The organism is Streptomyces malaysiensis subsp. samsunensis (genome assembly GCF_024519315.1).
GTDB classification, from domain to species: Bacteria; Actinomycetota; Actinomycetes; order Streptomycetales; family Streptomycetaceae; genus Streptomyces; species Streptomyces malaysiensis.
Map to the genome: position 1 here is coordinate 31381 of NZ_JANIIC010000045.1, position 19120 is coordinate 50500.

At 71.3% G+C, this 19120-nt stretch carries 16 protein-coding genes; 6 read left to right on the plus strand and 10 right to left on the minus strand.

Annotated features, from left to right (window positions below; genetic code table 11):
- Window positions 1–25: 25 nt before the first annotated feature.
- The 3 genes from NQU54_RS31745 to NQU54_RS31755 all read right to left on the minus strand — a co-directional run bounded on the left by NQU54_RS31745 (window position 26) and on the right by NQU54_RS31755 (window position 3998).
- Window positions 26–691 carry a response regulator gene (locus NQU54_RS31745; RefSeq protein ID WP_079260325.1) on the minus strand — a complete coding sequence of 222 codons (666 nt, stop codon included), beginning with the start codon at window positions 689–691 and terminating at the stop codon, window positions 26–28.
- Between the two features lie 47 nt (window positions 692–738).
- Window positions 739–2088 carry a sensor histidine kinase gene (locus NQU54_RS31750; protein ID WP_372506104.1) on the minus strand — a complete coding sequence of 450 codons (1350 nt, stop codon included), beginning with the start codon at window positions 2086–2088 and terminating at the stop codon, window positions 739–741.
- Between the two features lie 704 nt (window positions 2089–2792).
- Window positions 2793–3998, minus strand: coding sequence for a geranylgeranyl reductase family protein (locus NQU54_RS31755; RefSeq protein ID WP_257634028.1), 1206 nt, complete (start codon window positions 3996–3998; stop codon window positions 2793–2795).
- Window positions 3999–4166: 168 nt separating this feature from the next.
- On the opposite strand from NQU54_RS31755, the gene NQU54_RS31760 reads away from it, so the two are divergent.
- Entirely contained in the window at window positions 4167–5528 is a 1362-nt protein-coding gene (locus tag NQU54_RS31760; protein ID WP_257634029.1) for a dipeptidase, read from the plus strand.
- Window positions 5529–5674: 146 nt separating this feature from the next.
- Here the strand turns inward: NQU54_RS31760 and NQU54_RS31765 are convergent, their stop codons facing one another.
- The 4 genes from NQU54_RS31765 to NQU54_RS31780 form a co-directional block, all read right to left on the minus strand.
- A complete protein-coding gene (locus NQU54_RS31765; RefSeq protein WP_257634030.1) occupies window positions 5675–6709 on the minus strand; it encodes an NUDIX hydrolase in 1035 nt (344 codons plus the stop codon).
- 231 nt (window positions 6710–6940) lie between these two features.
- Complete coding sequence (locus NQU54_RS31770; RefSeq protein ID WP_257634031.1) at window positions 6941–7858, minus strand: carbohydrate ABC transporter permease; 918 nt, start codon at window positions 7856–7858, stop codon at window positions 6941–6943.
- Window positions 7855–8769: a carbohydrate ABC transporter permease gene (locus NQU54_RS31775; protein WP_069871273.1), complete on the minus strand. Its 915-nt coding sequence runs from the start codon at window positions 8767–8769 to the stop codon at window positions 7855–7857. Before NQU54_RS31775 ends, NQU54_RS31770 begins: the two co-directional genes overlap by 4 nt.
- Window positions 8770–8781: 12 nt before the next feature.
- Window positions 8782–10065, minus strand: coding sequence for an ABC transporter substrate-binding protein (locus NQU54_RS31780; protein WP_208972899.1), 1284 nt, complete (start codon window positions 10063–10065; stop codon window positions 8782–8784).
- Window positions 10066–10277: 212 nt separating this feature from the next.
- Between NQU54_RS31780 and NQU54_RS31785 the strand changes: the two genes are divergently transcribed.
- Window positions 10278–12335 (plus strand): NPCBM/NEW2 domain-containing protein, encoded by a 2058-nt coding sequence (locus NQU54_RS31785; protein WP_257634032.1) that lies wholly within the window; start codon window positions 10278–10280, stop codon window positions 12333–12335.
- Window positions 12336–12383: 48 nt separating this feature from the next.
- Here the strand turns inward: NQU54_RS31785 and NQU54_RS31790 are convergent, their stop codons facing one another.
- Window positions 12384–13961, minus strand: coding sequence for a serine/threonine-protein kinase (locus NQU54_RS31790; RefSeq protein WP_257634074.1), 1578 nt, complete (start codon window positions 13959–13961; stop codon window positions 12384–12386).
- Window positions 13962–14093: 132 nt separating this feature from the next.
- Window positions 14094–15071, minus strand: a complete 978-nt coding sequence (locus tag NQU54_RS31795; protein ID WP_069871267.1) for an ROK family protein — start codon at window positions 15069–15071, stop codon at window positions 14094–14096.
- Window positions 15072–15217: 146 nt separating this feature from the next.
- Here NQU54_RS31795 and NQU54_RS31800 point away from each other — a divergent pair, with 146 nt between their 5' ends.
- The 3 genes from NQU54_RS31800 to NQU54_RS31810 all read left to right on the plus strand — a co-directional run bounded on the left by NQU54_RS31800 (window position 15218) and on the right by NQU54_RS31810 (window position 17854).
- Window positions 15218–16291: a LacI family DNA-binding transcriptional regulator gene (locus NQU54_RS31800; RefSeq protein WP_257634033.1), complete on the plus strand. Its 1074-nt coding sequence runs from the start codon at window positions 15218–15220 to the stop codon at window positions 16289–16291.
- Window positions 16292–16447: 156 nt separating this feature from the next.
- Window positions 16448–16900, plus strand: coding sequence for a hypothetical protein (locus NQU54_RS31805; protein WP_257634034.1), 453 nt, complete (start codon window positions 16448–16450; stop codon window positions 16898–16900).
- An 81-nt stretch (window positions 16901–16981) separates the two neighbouring features.
- Window positions 16982–17854, plus strand: coding sequence for an alpha/beta fold hydrolase (locus NQU54_RS31810; protein ID WP_257634035.1), 873 nt, complete (start codon window positions 16982–16984; stop codon window positions 17852–17854).
- A 39-nt stretch (window positions 17855–17893) separates the two neighbouring features.
- Here the strand turns inward: NQU54_RS31810 and NQU54_RS31815 are convergent, their stop codons facing one another.
- Window positions 17894–18277, minus strand: a complete 384-nt coding sequence (locus NQU54_RS31815; protein WP_257634036.1) for an SHOCT domain-containing protein — start codon at window positions 18275–18277, stop codon at window positions 17894–17896.
- 176 nt (window positions 18278–18453) lie between these two features.
- Between NQU54_RS31815 and NQU54_RS31820 the strand changes: the two genes are divergently transcribed.
- Window positions 18454–19086, plus strand: coding sequence for a GAP family protein (locus NQU54_RS31820; protein WP_257634037.1), 633 nt, complete (start codon window positions 18454–18456; stop codon window positions 19084–19086).
- Window positions 19087–19120: the final 34 nt, after the last annotated feature.

The window sequence follows — 19120 nt, forward strand, 5'->3', positions numbered from 1 at the left end:
CCGTTCTGAGCGCACACAGCCTCGCTCAGCCCAGCCACCCCGGCCGGACCAGGCCCGACTCATAGGCGAGAACGACGAGTTGGGCGCGGTCCCGGGCGCCGAGTTTGACCATCGTGCGGCTCACATGGGTCTTGGCGGTGAGCGGGCTGACCACGAGCCGCCGGGCGATCTCCTGGTTCGACAGCCCCATGCCGACCAGGGCCATCACCTCCCGCTCCCGCTCGGTCAGCTCCGCCAGCGCCTCCGCGGGCGCGGGTTCCCTGGAGCGGGCCGCGAACTCGGCGATGAGGCGGCGGGTCACCCCGGGCGACAACAGCGCGTCGCCGCCGACGACCGCGCGCACCGCCCGCAGCAGCTCCTCCGGTTCGGTGTCCTTGACCAGGAAGCCGGAGGCGCCGGAGCGGATCGCCTCGAAGACGTACTCATCGAGTTCGAAGGTGGTCAGCATGACCACCTTCACCTCGCCGAGGGCCGGGTCCCCGGTGATCCCGCGGGTCGCGGCGAGGCCGTCGAGCACCGGCATGCGGATGTCCATGAGGACGACATCGGGACGTTGCTCCCGTACGAGCGCCAGCGCCTGCTCCCCGTCGGCCGCCTGGCCGACCACCTCGATATCCGGCTGCGCGGCCAGCAGGGCGTGGAAACCGGCGCGGACGAGGCTCTGGTCATCGGCGAGCGCAACGCGGATCACGGCCTCGTGCCCCTCCCCATCGCCCACCTCGTGCCCCTCCGCACCGCTCATGGTGTCTCCTTCCCATCCCTGTGCGGGACCCCGTCCGCGTGCGGGACCCCATCCCTGTGCGGGGCCCCCGGGACCCCGTTCCTCTGCGGGACCCCCGGGACCCCATCCTTGTGCGGGGCCCCGCCCCTGAACGGGATCCGGGCCCGGACGCGGAAGCCGCCGTCCGGGCGGGGGCCCGCCTCCACCGTGCCGCCGAGCGCGGCGGCCCGTTCCCGCATGCCGACCAGGCCGTTCCCGCCGCCCGTCACCTCGCCCCCGGCCGCCGGGCCGTCGTCGTCCACCCGCAGTTCCAACTCACCGGGGGCATAGCGCAGGAGAACGTGGGCGTTCCGGGAGCCGGAGTGGCGGACGATGTTGGTCAGGGCCTCCTGCACGATACGGAACGCCGCGAGATCGGCGCCGGGCGGCAGGGCCGTCCGTACGCCCGCCACCTCCACGCGCACCGCGAGCCCCGCGGCCGCCGCCTGCCCGGTCAGCTCCTCCAGGCGGTCCAGGCCGGGTGCGGGCGAACGCGGCGCGGCGCCGGACGCGCCGGAGGTCCGCAGGGTGTCGAGAACCTGGCGGACCTCGCCCAGCGCCTCCTTGCTGGCCGCCTTGATGGTGGTCAGCGCGGTACGGGCCTGCTCGGGGTCCTGGTCGAGGAGGGCGAGCCCGACCCCCGCCTGGACGTTGATCACCGAGATGCTGTGGGCGAGGACGTCATGCAGTTCGCGGGCGATCCGCAGCCGCTCCTCATCCGCCCGGCGCCGCGCCGCCGCCTCCCGTTCGGCCCGTACGCGGGCCCACTGCTCACGCCGTACGCGGGCGAGTTCGGACGCGGCCACGATCGCCATGGCCCAGGCCGTGATCACCAGCTCCTGGCCCCAGTCGACGGGCCCGTCACCGTTCGGCGGCAGCCAGCGGTAGAGCCAGTGGCCGATGAGCAGATGGCTCCCCCACAGCAGTCCGAGCGCGCTCCACGCGGCGACCCGCCGCCCGGCGGCGACGGCCGTCACACAGGCGACGACGACGCTGAAGAAGACGGGTCCGTAGGGATAGCCGACGGCGAGGTAGACCGCCGTCACCGCCGCCGTGCCGACCACGGCGGTCCCCGGACGGCGATGGCGCATGAGCAGCAGCGCGGGCCCGGCGAGCAGCAGCACGGCGGCCGCGGGCCCGAGGTCCATCCGGTCGGGCTGTTTATGCGCGGCGAACCCCGTGCCCACCAGTTGGACGACCGCGATGACGAGCGAGGAGCGCCAGGGCACGGTCGGGCGCGCCGGGCCGAAGGGCATCCGGCGCCACCGTCCGCCCGGCCCCTGCCCCGGCCACTGCCCCGGGTCGTGCTCCCCCGTGAATCCGTGCATAGGGGCAACGCTAAACCGGCCGGGCGCACCCGGCGTCCCCCCTGCGCGGTGCCCGCACGTACTCCCGGCGGAGTAGGGCACGCCAGGCCCGGCCCGGCGGCGCAATATGCGGGCGGCCTGGGCGCGGCTGCGCACCGGGCGGCGAACGCGGCCGTTCACCGCCGCCGGACTCCCCGAGGGCGAGGAGAGGGCGGCGGTGCTACGGGCCTGTCTGAAGCGGTGGGGATGAGAGGCCGACGCGTTCTTCGACGGCGTCACCGCCACCTCCCCCGACGCCGAGCTGAGCCGGATCGCCCCGATGCACCCGGTCTTCCGCATCACCGAAGGAGACGGATGACCGATCCGCCACGGGATTCCGTCGCGCTGCGCGATCCCGTCGGCCGATCCGCCCGTGCCACACGAGTCCGTCGTCCGACGCCGGGCCATCGCGGGACGCGTCACCGCCGTGCGCCGCGCGACCACCGCGCCGCACGGCATACGACGTCCCTCGCCCGACGCGTCAGCGACAGCCGTGGGGCCGCTCAGCGGATGCGGATCGGCGGAAGCGGCGGAAGTCGGGCCGCGGTTCGAAAGGCGCGCTGAAGGGACGCAGGGCTGTGTCGATGTGCGGCTCCGCCACGTGGGCGCGACCGGCCACGACGGCGCCATGGCCGATCGACGGCAGTTCGGCGCACTCCCAGCGGAGCGCCTTCCCGGCGGAGCGCCTAGCCCCGGTCCATCGCGGCCAGGGCTCGGCGGGCGGCCGGGTGGGTGCGGACGAGGTCGCCCAGCGTGGTCGTACCGCGGGTGATCTTGGTGAAGGCGCGCCACGCCGGGCGGAAGCCGGTGATCGCCGCGTGGAACATCCCGGGGCGGCGGGAGAAGACCGTGTGCAGACGGCGGCCCACACCCATCTCCACGCCGAGCCCCGCCTTGATCGCGAAGGCGTAGTTCAGGGCCTGCCGGCGGGCGTCCACCGCGTCGTGCGCCTCGGCCACGCGCACCGCCCACTCCCCCGCGAGCCGGCCCGAGCGCAGCGCGTAGGAGATGCCCTCGCGGGTCCACGGCTCCAGCAGCCCGGCCGCGTCCCCGCACACCAGGACCCGGCCGCGCGACAGCGGCGAATCGTCGGAGCGGCAGCGGGTCAGATGGCCGGAGGAGATGCTCGGCTCGAATCCGGCGAGGCCGAGCCGGGCGATGAAGTCCTCCAGATAGCGCTTGGTCCCGGCGCCCTCGCCGCGCGCCGAGATGACGCCGACGGTGAGGGTGTCGCCCTTGGGGAAGACCCAGCCGTAACTCCCCGGCATCGGGCCCCAGTCGATGAGCACCCGGCCCGCCCAGTCCTCCGCGACGGTCTCCGGGACGGGGATCTCCGCCTCGAGGCCGAGATCCACCTGGTCCAGCTTCACACCGACATGCGCGCCTATGCGGCTGGCGCTGCCGTCCGCGCCGACCACGGCCCGCGCCAGCACCGTCTCACCGTCGGCGAGCACCACGGCGACCGTGCGCCGGTCGGGCACGGCCGGGCCGTGCTGCTCGACACGGCTGACCGCGACGCCCGTACGGATCTGGGCGCCCGCGTCCTTGGCGGCCTCGACCAGGGCCGCGTCGAACTCCGGCCGGTTGATCAGCCCGAAGAGCGCCTGCTTGGAGCGGCGGGTGCGGGACAGCTTGCCGTTCAGCGAGAAGGTCACGGCGTGCACCCGCTCCCGCAGCGGCAGTTCGAAACCCGGCGGGAGGGCGTCACGCGAGGGGCCGATGATGCCGCCGCCGCAGGTCTTGTAGCGCGGTAGTTCGGCCTTCTCCAACAACAGCACCCGCCGCCCGGCGCAGGCGGCGGCGTGGGCCGCGGAGGCACCCCCGGGGCCCGCGCCCACCACGACGACGTCCCATACCGTCTCATTGTCCGGGGCTGCGTTGTCGCTGCTCACGTGTGGATCCGCTCCCAATCGACCGACCTGATGCGCCTTCCCGGCATCCTACGGCTCCCCGGCGGATGGCCCCGCTGTGGGATGATCGGCCGCGCGGCATCAAGCCGTACATACGTGCCCATCGCAGCGCATCCCGCCGTCTGCCCGTCGCATCCCAGGAGTGTCCCCATGGAGAAGGCGCCTCTCGCCGCCACCGTCGCCGCCCTCCAGCCGCGTGCCAGGGCCGAGCTGGCCGAGCTGGTGGCCTTCAAGTCGGTCGCGGACCCGGCGCAGTTCCCGCGCAGCGAATGCGAGGCCGCCGCCGGGTGGGTCGCCGACGCCCTGCGCGCCGAGGGGTTCGAGGAGGTGGCGCTGCTGGACACCCCGGACGGCACCCAGTCCGTCTACGGCTTTCTGCCCGGTCCGGCCGGCGCCCCGACCGTGCTGCTCTACGCGCACTACGATGTGCAGCCCCCGCTGGACGAGGACGCCTGGCACACCCCGCCCTTCGAGCTGACCGAGCGCGACGGCCGCTGGTACGGGCGCGGCGCGGCGGACTGCAAGGGCGGCGTGATCATGCATCTCACCGCCCTGCGCGCGCTCAAGGAGAACGGCGGGGTCCCGGTCAACGTCAAGATGATCGTCGAGGGTTCGGAGGAGCAGGGCACGGGCGGTCTGGAGCGCTATGCCGAGGCCCATCCGGAGCTGCTGACCGCCGATACGATCGTGATCGGCGACGCGGGCAACTTCCGGGTCGGGCTGCCCACCGTCACGGCCACGCTGCGCGGTATGACGCTGCTGCGGGTCTCGGTGGACACCCTGGAGGGGAATCTGCACTCCGGTCAGTTCGGCGGTGCGGCCCCGGACGCGCTCGCCGCGCTGATCCGCGCCCTGGACTCGCTGCGCGCCGAGGACGGCTCGACCACCGTCAAGGGCCTCGACCCGGATGCCGAGTGGGACGGCTTGCAGTATCCGGAAGACGACTTCCGCAAGGACGCCAAGGTGCTCGACGGGGTCGGGCTGATCGGCTCCGGTACGGTCGCCGACCGCATCTGGGCGCGCCCCTCGGTCACCGTGCTCGGCATCGACTGCCCGCCGGTGATCGGCGCCACGCCGTCCGTCCAGGCGAGCGCGCGGGCGCTGGTCAGCCTGCGGGTGCCGCCGGGCGTGGACGCGGAGGAGGCCAACCGGCTGCTCGCCGAGCACCTCCGGTCCTCGGTGCCGTGGGGCGCTCGGCTCTCGGTGGAGCAGATCGGCCAGGGCCAGCCGTTCCGCGCGGACACCACGAGCCCGGCGTACGCGGCGATGCGGGAGGCGATGCGCCTGGCGTACGACGGCCAGGAGATGGCGATCGCCGGGCAGGGCGGCTCGATCCCGCTGTGCAACACGCTGGCCTCGCTCTACCCGGAAGCGGAGCTCCTGCTGATCGGGCTGAGCGAGCCGGAGGCGCAGATCCACGCGGTCAACGAGAGCGTCTCCCCGGAGGAGCTGGAGAAGCTCTCGCTCACCGAGGCGCTGTTCCTGGGGATGTACGCGGAGAGCAAGGGCTGAGCCCCCCCTTCCCGCCGTGTCACCCCGTACGCGGTCGGCGGGCGGCGGGCGGCGGGATCAGCCGTCGGTCAGTCGGTGGTGTCAGTCGGTGGTGTCAGTCGGTGGGGTCAGTCGGTGGGGTCAGTCGGTGGGGTCAGTCGGTGGGGTCAGTCGGTGGGGACGCCCGCTTCGAGATAGAGCGGGCGGCCCCGCTCACGGGCGCGCAGCGCCCAGCGCAGCCGGCTCAGCCGCACCGGGGGCAGCAGCGCGGCGGCCTCGCTCTCGGTGACGAAGCGCCAGCCGCGCAGTTCGGAGCCGGGCAGCAGCACCTCCCGGGCGGCCGCGCTGGAGAGCTTGCCGCCGTCGAAGAGCAGCCGCAGCCCCCCGTGGCCGGGCGGCTGGGGGCGCTCCCAGTCGGCCACCAGCAGCCGCAGCGGTTCGTCCAGCCGTACCCCCAACTCCTCGGTGACCTCGCGCAACCCGGCGCACATCGGGGGCTCGCCCGGTTCGACGACGCCGCCGGGGAACTCCCAGCCGGGTTTGTAGGTGGGGTCGACGAGCAGCACCCGGTCCTCCTCGTCGAAGAGCAGGACCCCGGCGGCCAGCGTCTCGGCCCTCGGCTCCGGGGTCTGCACGATGTCGCAGTGCCCGGCGCCCTCGCGGACGGCGTCGGCGATGTGCTGGGCGGTCTGGCGCGGGGTGAGCCCGGTGGTGTCCACGACATGGGCATCGGTGGTCAGCCAGGTCAGGGCCGCCTGGTAGGGCGCGAGATGGGCCAGGCACCACTGGCGTACGGACTCGCTCGCGTCCGCGTCCCCCGGTATCTCCTCGCGCTCGGCTATGCGCTCGCGAAGGATCGTTTCATCGGTGTGGAGCAGAACATGCCGGACGGGGATGCGACGGGCGGCGAAACCGCCGAAGATCTCATCCCGGTACTCCTGTCTGAGGACCGTCATCGGGACCACGAGCGGGCCGCCGACCTCCGCGATCAGCGCCGCTCCGGTGTCCACGACCAGCCGGCGCCAGGAGGGCAGATCCTGATAGTCGGACACCTGTTCAAGTCGTTTGCGCGGAAGCATCATCCGCAGACCGTTACCGACCAACTCCGGGTCGTAGAACGTGCTGCCGGGCATGAAGTCCACCAATTCACGTGCCGCGGCGGTCTTACCCGCACCGAACGCACCGTTCAGCCAGACGATCACATTTCCCCCTATTCCATCGCCTCCTGACAGTTGCCCGCATCACCCTGCCACGGAAACGCGCGAAGACGACCGAGTGACGGATCGCGTCGCTCCGTCCCGTATGGGCACATGACCGGGAGAGGTGTGGCGGCGGGTCGTCGGGGGTCGTGGGGCCCTCGTGCCGCAGGGGTCACCGCGGCCACCTGAGCCACGGCGACCCCTGTCGCATCAGATCCCGTATCAGCCGCCGTATCAGCCCTTGCTGGCGCCGAGGGTGAGTCCGGCGATGAAGTGGCGCTGCAACAGCAGGAAGACCAGCACCGTGGGCAGCGCCACGATCACCGAACCCGCCGCGAGCAGGTTGTAGTCGGTGAAGAACTGGCCGCGCAGATTGTTGAGCGCGGAGGTGATGGGCAGCTTCTCGCCGTCGGAGATGAAGACGAGGGCCCAGAGGAAGTCGTTGTACATCCAGGTGAATTGCAAGGTGGCGAGCGCCGCGAGCGCGGGCCGGCACAGCGGAAGTGTGATGCTCCAGTACTGCGTCCACACCCCCGCCCCGTCCACCCGCGCCGCCTCCACGATCTCATCGGGAATGGTGCGCATGAAGTTGGCGAGGACGAAGACGCAGAATCCCACCTGGAAGGCGACCTGAACGGCGAGCACGGCCCAGTAGGAGTCGTACATCGTCATCGAGTCCGACATCCAATAGGGCAGATCGATCTTGGTGAAGAGTACGTAGAGCGGGGTGACGATGACCTGCTGTGGCAGCAGATTGCCCGCGGTGAACACCATGAGCAGCACCAGTCCGCCGCGTATTTTCAACCGGGTCACACAGAACGCGACGAACGAGGCGAGAAACAGCGTCAGCAGCACCCCGGGCACCGCGATGATGAGCGAGTTGACGAAGTACTTGCCCATCCCGGAGTCGTTGAACGCCTTCGCGTAGTAGTCGAACGACAGATGGCGCGGCAGCGAGAAATACCCGTATTTCGCGGTCTCCTCGTAGGGCCGCAGCGAGGCGTAGACGGCGAGCAGCAGCGGGGCGAGGAAGGCGAGCGACACGACCATGAGGAAGGCGTGCAGCCCGAGCCGGCCACGGGTCACCCGGCGCTTGCCGGGGCCGGTCACCGGGGCCACGGTCCGTACGGGGGCGGTCCGGGTGGTGCTCATCCCTTCTTCCCCCCTCTCAGCTCCTGGACCAGATAGGTCACGATGAATCCCAGGGACACGGTCAGCAGGACGACGGCGATCGCGGAGCCGAAGCCGATCCGGCTGGCCTCACCGATGATGTTGTCGGTGACCAGCACCGAGAGCAGTTCGAGCCCGTTGCGGCCGTGGTTGATCGCGTAGACGATGTCGAAGGCGCGCAATGCCTCGATCACGGTGATGACGCCGACGATGATGTTGACCGGCCGCAGGGTGGGCAGCACGACCCGGAAGAAGGTCTGGGTCTCGCTGGCGCCGTCGATCGCGGCGGCTTCCTTGAGCGAGGGATCGACGGATTTCAGCCCGGCCAGATAGAGGATCATCACATACCCGGTGTGCCGCCAGGCGGCCGCCAGCAGCACCATCCAGATATTGAGGTCCGGGTTTCCGAGCCAGTCCACCGGGTCGTTCTCGTTCGAGAGAATCGCGTTGAGCGCACCCTGGTCACGGGAGAAGATCAGCTGCGCGATAAAGCCGACGATGGCGAGGGAGAGCACCACCGGCATATAGAGGGTGGACTGGTAGAAGCGGCTGAACCGGACGCCCTTGTCCAGCAGGACGGCCAGCAGCAGCCCGAAGGGGGTCGCGACACAGCCGAGAAAGGCCACCCAGAGCACATTGTGGCGAACGGCGGGCCAGAACGGCGGATAGTCGGTGAAGAGGGTCTTGTAGTTGTCGATGCCGACCCAATGGATATCGCCGATACCGTCCCAGTTGGTGAAGGACAGACCGATGGAGGCGAGGGTCGGGCCCCAGATCAGGGCCAGGTCGAGCAGGACGGGTATGCCCAGCAGCACGCCGATGACGGCGAGGTCACGGGAGGTGAACCTCCGGGGACCCCGCCGTTTGGCACGCCGCGCGTTGATGAGCGGCACGGCGCGAATCTCCTAGTTGCCGGCGAAGATGGTCTTCTTCTGGGACTCGATGTCCTTGGTCAGGGTGTCGATGTCGTCCGGCTTGTTGATGAACTGCTGGATGGCGCGGATCATCACCTGGGACGCGAAGTCCGGCCGGGTGTCGCGGTCCATGAACTGCGATATCTGCTTGGCGTTCGAGACGAGGTCGACGGCCTTCTTCTGGAGCGCGTTGTACGAGGAGCTGGACGCCTTGTCATTGACGGCGATGTTGTTCGGGTCCCGCTTGAGGTAGATCTCCTCGGCGGCGGGAGTGGCGAGGTACTTCAGCAACTCCTTGCCCTCCTTCTGCCGCTTGGACTTCTTCGCCAGCAGAAAGCCGTCGATCGGCGCCTCGACCGCGTCCTGGCCATAGGCGGAGTCGATCTCGGGGAACGGGAAGAAGTCCAGATCGTCGCGGTCGGCGTCGGAGAACTGCTGTCCGGGGTGGGGCAGTCCGAAGACGGCCATACCGGACTTCTTCTGCGCCAGGCTCTGCGCGGCCTCCTGCCAGGTCCGCCCGTTCGCGCCCTTCTGGTGGTACGGCATCAGACCGCGCCACAGGTCGAAGACGTGTCGGACCTTGGGATCGGTCCAGGACTCCTTGCCGCCCATCAGGGAGATATGGAAGTCGTAGCCGTTGGCCCGCATATTGAGATAGTCGAAGGTCCCCATGGCGGGCCAGCCGTCCTTGTCTCCAAGGGCGATGGCGTCGAGGCCGTCCTTGTCCATGCGCTTGGCGAGCGCCCGGAACTCGTCGAAGGTCTTCGGGACCTCATAGCCGCGCTGGGCGAAGACGCTCTTCCGGTAGAAGACCGCCCACGGGTAGTAGTAGTACGGCACGAGGTACTGTTTGCCGTCCTTGCCGGTGGACTGCGCCTTGAGCGCGTCCGAGAAGCCGTCGAAACCCTTCCACAGATCGCTGATCTCGGCGAGCTGGCCCTGTTCGGCGAAGAATTGCATGCGGTATCCGGCGAACCACATGAAGACGTCGTCCGGGGTGCCCTTCAGATAGCGGTTGATGCCTTCCTGAAAGGCTTCATGGTTGACGGTGTTGACCTTGACCTTCTTGTCGGACTTCTTCTCGTACGCCTTGAACACCTCGTCGAACGCCTTACGGGGCACGGCGTCTGAGGCGTTGGAGCCGATCTTCACTTCGTTGCCCGGACCACCGCAGGCGGTCAGCAGCATCGGAAGGGCGACCGCGCCGGCTCCGGCCGCGGTACCTCGTAGTAGCGCACGGCGGGAGATCCGATGTCCTGACGATGACGGTGCCATGTGCCCCTCCACAGAGGTTCAATCAAACACAACCGAACGCGAGTGAGGGGATCTCACCCGCACCCCAGCTGAATCGTCAAGGGTTTTGACGAGATATCGAACAACTGTTATCGCATCTCTTCCAACAGACTCCAACAGGGTCTACCGTAAACGCTCGCATGTGACGCAGTCATGACACTGCGTCACCCCGTTGGGAACGGAGGACCCGCATCGTGCGCCACCGCTGTTTTCGACCCGCGAGACGAAGAGTCATCGGAGCACTGAGCGCCGGCCTGCTGGCCACGGTCGGCCTGGCCCTCCCGGCCGTAGCCCAGCCGTCGCACCCCGCCGAGGTCACCACACCGGCCTCCGCCCCGGGCGCCGCGCCCGGTGACGGGCTCGCCCTCACCCCTCCGATGGGCTTCAACAACTGGAACTCCACCCACTGCCGGGCGGAGTTCAACGAGGCGATGGTCAAGGGCATCGCCGATATCTTCGTGGCGAAGGGGCTGAAGGACGCCGGGTACCAGTACGTCAATCTCGATGACTGCTGGGCGCTGCCGCAGCGCAACGCGGACGGCAAGCTGGTCCCCGACCCGGTCCGCTTCCCCAACGGCATCAAGGCCGTCGCCGACTATGTCCATTCCAAGGGACTGAAGATCGGCATCTACACCAGCGCGGGCACCAAGACCTGCAACAGCGCCGGTTTCCCCGGGGGGCTCGGCCATGAGAAGTCCGACGCCCAGCAGTTCGCCGACTGGGGCATCGACTACCTCAAGTACGACAACTGCAATAACCAGGGCATCGACGCCAAGCAGCGCTACCGCGCCATGCGCGACGCCCTGAAGGCCGCGACCGAGACCACCGGCCGCCCCATCGTCTACAGCATCTGCGAATGGGGCGAGAACAAGCCCTGGGAGTGGGCCGGCGAATTCGGCCAGCTGTGGCGCACGACGGGCGACATCAGCGACAGCTGGGGCAGCATGCTGTCGATCGCCAAGCAGAACCTGCCGCTCGCGCAGTACGCCGGGCCCGGCCGGTGGAACGACCCCGACATGCTGGAGGTCGGCAACGGCGGGATGACGGACACCGAGTACCGCAGCCACTTCTCGCTGTGGTCGATCATGGCCGCTCCGCTGCTGATCGGCACCGATCTGCGCAAGGCCACCGACGAGACCTATGAGATCCTCGGCAACCACGAGGTCATCGCCGTCGATCAGGACCCGCTCGGCAAACAGGGCACCGTGGTCTCCTCCGAGGGCGGGCGCTGGGTCATCGCAAAGGAGCTGGCGGACGGCAGCCGAGCCGTCGCGCTGTTCAACGAGACCGACCGGCCGCAGCACATCGCCACCACGGCGACCGGCGCCGGGCTGCCCGAGGCGACCGCGTACCGGCTGCGCGACCTGTGGGCGCACAAGGACTACAACACCGCCGGAGCCATCTCGGCCACCGTCCCGGCCCATGGCACCGTGCTCTACCGGGTCTCGGCCGACGCCCGCTGGACCTCCTACCCGCCCGCCACCGAACTCGGCCTCGACGGCACGGCGCTGACCGAGGCCGGGGCCACGGAGCAGCTCGAGACCACCCTCACCGACCTCGGGCGCACCCCGGCCCAGCAGGTCTCGGTCCGGCTGACCGGCCCCGAAGGCTGGCGGATCAAGGCCGTCTCACCGACCCGGGCCGCCTCGCTGCCCACCGGTTCGAAGCTGGCCACGCGCTGGCAGGTCACCGCGCCCGCCGGTGCCGCGCCCGGCGCGTACGAGCTGACGGTCGGCGCCGACTACCGCTCGCCCGGAGGCACCAAGGCCACCGCGCGGCTGGTCTCGACGGTCCATGTGGCCGTCGCACCGCCCTCCGGACGCTCGTACGCGAGCGATCTGTCCTGGCTGAGCGCGCTCAACGGCTGGGGCCCGGTGGAGAAGAACACCAGCGTCGGCGAGAGCGAGGCCGGTGACGGCCATCCGCTCACCATCGGCGGCACCACATACGACAAGGGCCTGGGCGTGCACGCGCCCAGCGAGGTCACGTACTACACCGGCGGCCGGTGCTCGCGCTTCGGCGCACAGGTCGGCGTGGACGACGAGGAGGGCGCCGACGGGACCGTCGCCTTCGAGGTCTGGGCGGACGACACCAAGGTGGCGTCCACCAAGACGCTGACCAACGCCGATCCGGCCACCGCCCTCGACGCCGCCATCGGCGGGGCGAAGTCGGTCCGGCTCGTGGTCACCGACGGCGGGGACGGGAACACCAGCGACCACGGGGACTGGGCCGACGCGGCCTTCACCTGCTGAACCGTCCCACCCCCATGAGATCCGCCCCTTCCCGCGGCCGTCCCGGGCTCAGCACTCGGGCAGCCCGGGGAGGGGCGCGTCATTGTCCCCGCCCTTGACGTAGACGACACTCACATAGACATCGCGATGGCCGTTGTCGTCGTCGGTCCTGGCCCACCACACGTTCGTCCACTTGCCGTAGGTCTCCCGGCGGCCCAGGTTCTCCTGGCAGTAGAGGTAGTTGACGCCGTGCTCGAGGGTGCCGACCGGCTCGCCGCCGTGGGTGTAGGAGGTGGCGTCCCGCCACACCTCGCAGTCGTACCGCCCGCCGCCGCTGTCATGGCAGACGGGCGCGGCGCCGGAGGGCCGGGCCGATGCCGGTCCGCCCCGGTGGCCGTCGCCGCCGTCCGGGGCGCGGGACGCGGGCGGTGAGGCCCTGTCACCCGGCCGCGCACTGCCCCGCCCCGGCGTGCCGCTCGCCCCTCCGCCGCCCGGTGAGACGGTCTCCCCGGGCCCCGCCCCTCGCCGCGGCTCCTTCGTCCCGTCCGACGCCGTGGTGTGGTCATCGCCTCCGACCAGCGCGTAGGTCACCCCGCCGCCGATGAGCACGACGGCGGCGACCGCGGCCGCGATGAGCGCTCCGCGGCGCCTGCGCCCCGCGGCCCGCGGGTCGGCGCGATCCCCCGCGCCCGGCTCGCCGCTCACCAGCGGCTCCACCTCCGGCGGCGGGCCGAAGCCCGGAGGCGGCGGGGCGGCCGCGGACCCAGCGGTCGGCGGAACGGGCGGCGGCGCCACGGCCCGTGGTGTCTCCCCGGCCGCCACCTCCGCCAGCATCCGGCGCGCCTCGGCGGCGGACGGCCGCCCCCGCGGATCCTTGTCCATCAGCGCGTACAACACGGGCGCCAGCGGCCCGGCCAGCCGCGGCTCGGGCAGCGGTTCGGTGACGATCGCGGTGAGCGTGGACCATACGGAGGTGCGGCGGAACGGCGACGAGCCCTCCACCGCCGCGTACAGCGTCATGCCCAGCGCCCAGATGTCCGAGGCCGGGCTCGGGTCCTGCCCCTGGGCGCGCTCCGGCGCGAGATAGTCCAGTGAGCCGATCAGCTCACCGCTGCGGGTCAGCTTGGTGGTCGCGCCGTCCTCGGGCGCCTCCAGACTCGCGATGCCGAAGTCCGTGAGGATGACCCGGCCCTCGCGGTCCAGCAGCACATTGCCCGGCTTCACATCCCGGTGCAGCACCCCGGCGCCATGGGCCGCGCCGAGCGCGTCCGCGATCTCGGCGCCGATCCCCGCGGCCTCCCGGGGGTCGATGGTGCCCCGCTCGTCGATCACATCGTCGAGCGAGGGCCCGTCGATCAGCTCCATGACGATGAGCGGCAGCCCGCTCTCCTCGGAGACATCGTGGACCGTGATCACACCGGGGTGCCGGATCCGGGCCGCCGCCCGCGCCTCCCGCTGCATCCGGGTGCGCAGATCGGCCAGCTCGGCGCTGGAGGCGTCGGTGTGGGCCCGCAACACCTTGACCGCGACCTCGCGGCCGAGCACCGCGTCCACGGCCTTGCAGACCACGCCCATGCCGCCGCGGCCGAGCCGGCCCGTGACCCGATACCGCCCGCCCAGCAGCCTGCCGGACAGATCGCCGCCCATATCCACCGGTGCCACCGCTCCGCTTCCCCTCGATGCGCTCCTCGGCCCCGCCTGGCCACTGCCGGGCTCCGGGCGAACAGCTTAGGGGCAGACGGTGACAGCGGGTCAGGGACGGACGGTGAAGAGCCGGGGTCAGTCGCCGGTGGGATGTGTGCCCGCCGCCGGGCCGAAGCCCTCAAGACGCGCCTCCTGGGCCGCCGCGGCGGCCGCGCCCACCACGCCCGCGTCGGTGCCCATCTGCGCCGGGACGACCTCCAGCCCCTGGACGAACGACAGGGTCGCGTAGTCGCGCAGGGCGCGCCGCAGGGGCGCGAAGAGCACGTCCCCGGCGCCCGCCACCCCGCCGCCGATGACCGCCACCTCGATCTCGACGAGCGCGGCGGTGGCGGCGATCCCGGCGGCCAGGGCCTGGGCGGCCCGTGCGAACGAGGCGCGCGCGACCGGGTCACCGGCCCGTGCCGAGGCGGCTACGGCCCGGGCGCTGGTGTCGCCGTCCGGCCCCGGGCGCCAGCCCCCGTCCAGGGCGCGGCGGGCGATGTTGGGGCCGCTGGCGATCCGCTCCACACAGCCGCGTCCGCCACAGGGGCACGGGTCGCCGTCCAGCTCCACGCTGATGTGGCCGATGTGCCCGGCGTTGCCGGTCGGGCCCGGGTGCAGCCGTCCGCCCAGGACCAGCCCTCCGCCCACGCCGGTGGAGACCACCATGCACAGCGCGCCCTTACGGCCGCGGGCCGCGCCCTGCCAGTGCTCGGCGGCCGTCATCGCGGGCCCGTCGCCGACCAGCGTCAGCGGCAGTGCGCCGGTGGTCTCCCGGACCCCGGCGACCAGCGGGAAGTCCCGCCAGCCGGGGATGTTGACGGGGCTGACGGTGCCCACGGAGGCGTCCACCGGGCCCGCGCTGCCGATGCCGACGGCGGCGGCCCGCGACCAGTGCGGTGTGGCCGCGAGCTCCTCGAGCACGGCGGTGACCTGCCGCATCACGGTCGCGCCCGCCTCCTGGGCACGGGTGGCGCGACGGGCTCTTACGACCAGTTTTCCGCTCCCGTCCACCAGAGCGCCCGCGATCTTGGTCCCGCCGATGTCCAGTGCGGCGATGAGGTCACGTGGCATAGGTGTCGACTCTCCTGGTGGGCATGCTGGTGGGGCATGGGCGTGTTCAGTGTGCGACAACAGTCTTCCCGGCGCTGACAACGTTGTCCAGCAGTTATGCTCGTCACTCCTTCCCCCACGACGACCAGCGACGGGACGAGCGCACTGTGACCGACACCGCCCCGGGCACCGCCAGCCGCACCCCCACACGCCGTTACGGCACCCGCCCCACGATGAAGGATGTCGCCGCGCGGGCCGGGGTCGGCCTCAAAACCGTCTCCAGAGTGGTCAACGGCGAGCCGGGGGTCACCCCCGACACCGAGCGCCGCGTCCAGGAGGCCATCACCGCGCTCGGTTTCCGCCGCAACGACAGCGCGCGCATTCTGCGCAAGGGCCGTACGGCGAGCATCGGACTGGTCCTGGAGGATCTGGCCGACCCCTTCTACGGCCCGCTGAGCCGCGCCGTGGAAGAGGTCGCCCGCGCCCATGGCGCACTGCTGATCAACGGATCCAGCGCGGAGGACCCCGACCGCGAGCAGGAGCTGGTGCTCGCGCTGTGCGCGCGCCGGGTCGACGGCCTCGTCATCATCCCGGCCGGCCATGACCACCGCTATCTCGCCCCCGAGATGGCGGCCGGGGTCGCCACCGTCTTCGTCGACCGGCCCGCGGGCCGTATCGACGCCGACGCCGTCCTCGCCGACAGCTTCGGCGGCTCGCGCGACGCCGTCGCCCATCTGATCGCCCACGGCCACCGCCGGATCGGCTTCCTCGGCGACCTGCCGGGCATCCACACCGCCGCCGAGCGGCTGCGCGGCTATCACGCGGCGATGAACGAGGCCGGGCTGCCGGTCCATGACGCCTGGGTCTCGACCGGCCCCACCGACCCCGAGCGGGTCCGGGCCGCGGCCACCGCCATGCTGAACGCCGCCGAGCCGGTCACCGCGCTCTTCGCGGGCAACAACCGGGTCACGGTCACGGTCGTACGGGTCCTGGCCGAGCGCCCCGCGCCCGCCGCGCCGGTGGCCCTCGTCGGCTTCGACGACTTCGAGCTCGCCGATCTGCTCTCCCCCGGGATCACCGTCATAGCCCAGGACTCGGCCCAGCTCGGCCGCACCGCCGCCGATCTGCTCTTCCGCCGCCTCGACGGGGCGGGCGGGGACCCCCGGCAGCTCGTCCTGCCGACCCGGCTGATCCCGCGCGGCTCGGGCGAACTGCCCCCGCCCGCGACGTCCACGGCCTGACCGCCTTCCGTCATCGGCCCGACTCCCCCGCTCCCCCCTTCCGAACACCTGGTTCCGAACGCCTGAACGGCCCCGCTCCGGTTGCCCCGGTCCCCCACCGCCCCGAGGGTGGACGCGGAGGGCCCGGGGCCCGGCCGGTGGAACGAGGGAGACGCGATGAGCGGGCGCCGAACGCGGACGATCTGCGCGGTGAGCCTCATGGCCGTGCTGGCGCCGGCCGCCGCCGGCTGTTCGGACGACGGGGGCGCCCCGTCGTCCGAAGTGTCCCGGGCCTCCGCCGCCATCGCCTCCGCGAGGGCGTCGGCCCAGGCCCAGCTGGACAAGATCAAGGGCGGCTCCCAGGCCAAGCGCGAGGTGAAGGCCGGCCGGGTGACCCGCGACAGCGCGGGACGGGCCCTGGCACCGCTGACCGTGACCAACGGGGGCCGGCACACGGCCGGCTACGCCGTTGAGGTCAACTTCCGCAATGCGAGCGGGGACTTGGTCGACGCCGTCCTCCTGCGCCTCACCAAGGTGCCCCCGAACAAGCCCACCAGGGCCACCGCCCGCAGCCACCGCAGGCTCACCGGCCGCATCACGGCACAGGTGGGCACGGCGGTGCGGTACTGACCGCCGGGGCTCCCGGTGCGCCGATCCGGCGCACCGGGCGAGAAGACACCGAGAGGAACAGACGCGAAAGGCGCTCAGGCCATGGCACAGGTGCACCATCGGTTCGCGGACATCCAGGGTCACCGGCTGTTCTACCGTGAGGCCGGTCCCGCGGACGCCCCCGCGCTCGTCCTCCTGCACGGCTTCCCCACCAGCTCGTTCATGTTCCGCCACCTCATGCCGCGGCTGGCGGACGGCTATCACCTCATCGCCCCCGACCACCTGGGCTTCGGCTTCTCCGACGCCCCGGGCGTCGATGACTTCGACTACACCTTCGACGCCCTCACCGACCTCACCGCCGGTCTCCTCGGCCATCTCGGCCTCGACCGCTATGCCCTCTACGTCCAGGACTACGGCGCGCCCATCGGCTGGCGCCTGGCCCTGCGCGCCCCGGAAGCGGTCACCGCGATCGTGACGCAGAACGGCAACGCCTACGACGACGGTTTCGTGGAGGACTTCTGGCGACCGGTGTGGGCCTACCAGCGGGATCAGGGCCCGGAGAACGAACAGGCCATCCGCCAGGCACTCTCCTTGGACCTGATCAAGTGGCAGTACGTCACCGGAGTCCCCGACGAGAGCCTGGTCAGCCCCGACACCTGGCACCACGACTTCCAGCAGGTGTCCCGGCCCGGCAACGACCTCGTCCAGCTCAAGCTCTTCCGGGACTACGCCACCAACAGCCCCATGTACCCCCGGGTGCACGAGTACTTGCGGGCCCACCAGCCGCCCCTGCTCGCCGTATGGGGCCGGAACGACCCCATCTTCGGCCCCGCCGGCGCCCGAGCCTTCGTACGCGACAACCCGAAGGCCGAGGTGCGCCTTCTGGACGGCGGCCACTTCCTCCTCGAAACCGCCCTGGACGAGGTGGCCCCACTGATCCGGGAGTTCCTCGGCACCCGTGTGCCCGCACGCTGAACCACGCGCACACCGCCGTGCCGGTCGGTCCGCGGCCGCTCAGGCGGCGAGCACCTTGGCCTTGGCGCGCTCGTACTCCTCGGGCGTGAGATCGCCGTGGTTCTTGAGCTCCACGAGGTGCGCGAGCTCCTCGGCCTGGCCCGTGGTGGCGGTCGTCCGCATGACCTCCCGGAAGTCCGCCTCCGCCTTCTCGGCCCGCTTCATCTCGCGCACGCCCATCTCCCGGCCACGTGCCACCAGGTAGACGAAGACGCCGAGGAAGGGCAGCACCAGGACGAAGACGGTCCAGCCCGCCTTGGCCCATCCGCTGAGCGAGTCATCGCGGAAGAGATCGGCGAGCACGCGGAACAGCAGAAACAGCCACAGGACCCACAGAAAGACCCACATCGTGGTCAGAAAAATATTCAGCAGCGGGTAGTTCATCGTCCGCCTCCCATCGGCCACGCCCGGCGCGACCGTGAGCGCCCCGCCGGGCCCCACCTCTTCAGTTTACGGCGCCGCATCCGGCGCAGCGCCGGATGCGGTGGCGGCGGCGGGTGGATAGGACTTGAGGTGCGGGAGCGTCGTCGGTCGGCGAAGGCCGGAAGGGCGGGCGAGCCATGGAGCTCCAGGTTCTCCCCCTGGCCGTCACCATGATGGCGGGGCCGCAGATCGTGGCCGCCGTCATCCTGGTGACCACGGCCCGGCCGGTACGGGTGTGCCTGGCGTTTCTGCTGGGGGTGGCGGTCGCCACGGCGGTGGGAGTCGCTCTCGCCCGGTGGATCTTCGCGCTGCTGGGGCAGTCGGTCGCACCGGGCAGCCCGTCCGATCGAGGTGCGGCCGCGACCATCGTGCAGCTGGTGCTGGTGGGGCTGCTGGCGCTGGTAGCCGTGAAGAACGTGGTGAAGCGCCGGACGGTCGAACCGCCGAAGTGGCTGGGCTCGCTCTTGGAAGCCGGTCCCCGTAAGGCGCTCACGACCGGCTTTCTGATCATCCTGTTCATGCCGTCCGACATCGCGGTCATGCTGACCGTGGGGGCGAATCTGGAGCAGCACGGGGCGGAGTGGACCGCGGCGCTGCCGTTCATCGCCGCCACCGTGCTGATCGCGGCACTGCCGCTGCTGGTCTATCTCCTCCTCGGCGGCCGGGCGCAGCGCGCGATGCCCCGGGTCCGGGAGTGGCTCACCACCCATAGCTGGGTGGTCAACGCCGCCGCGTGCCTGATCTTCATCGCGCTCATCCTGGCCCCCTGACGTCCTGCGAGCCGGCCCTGACGACCCATGGACG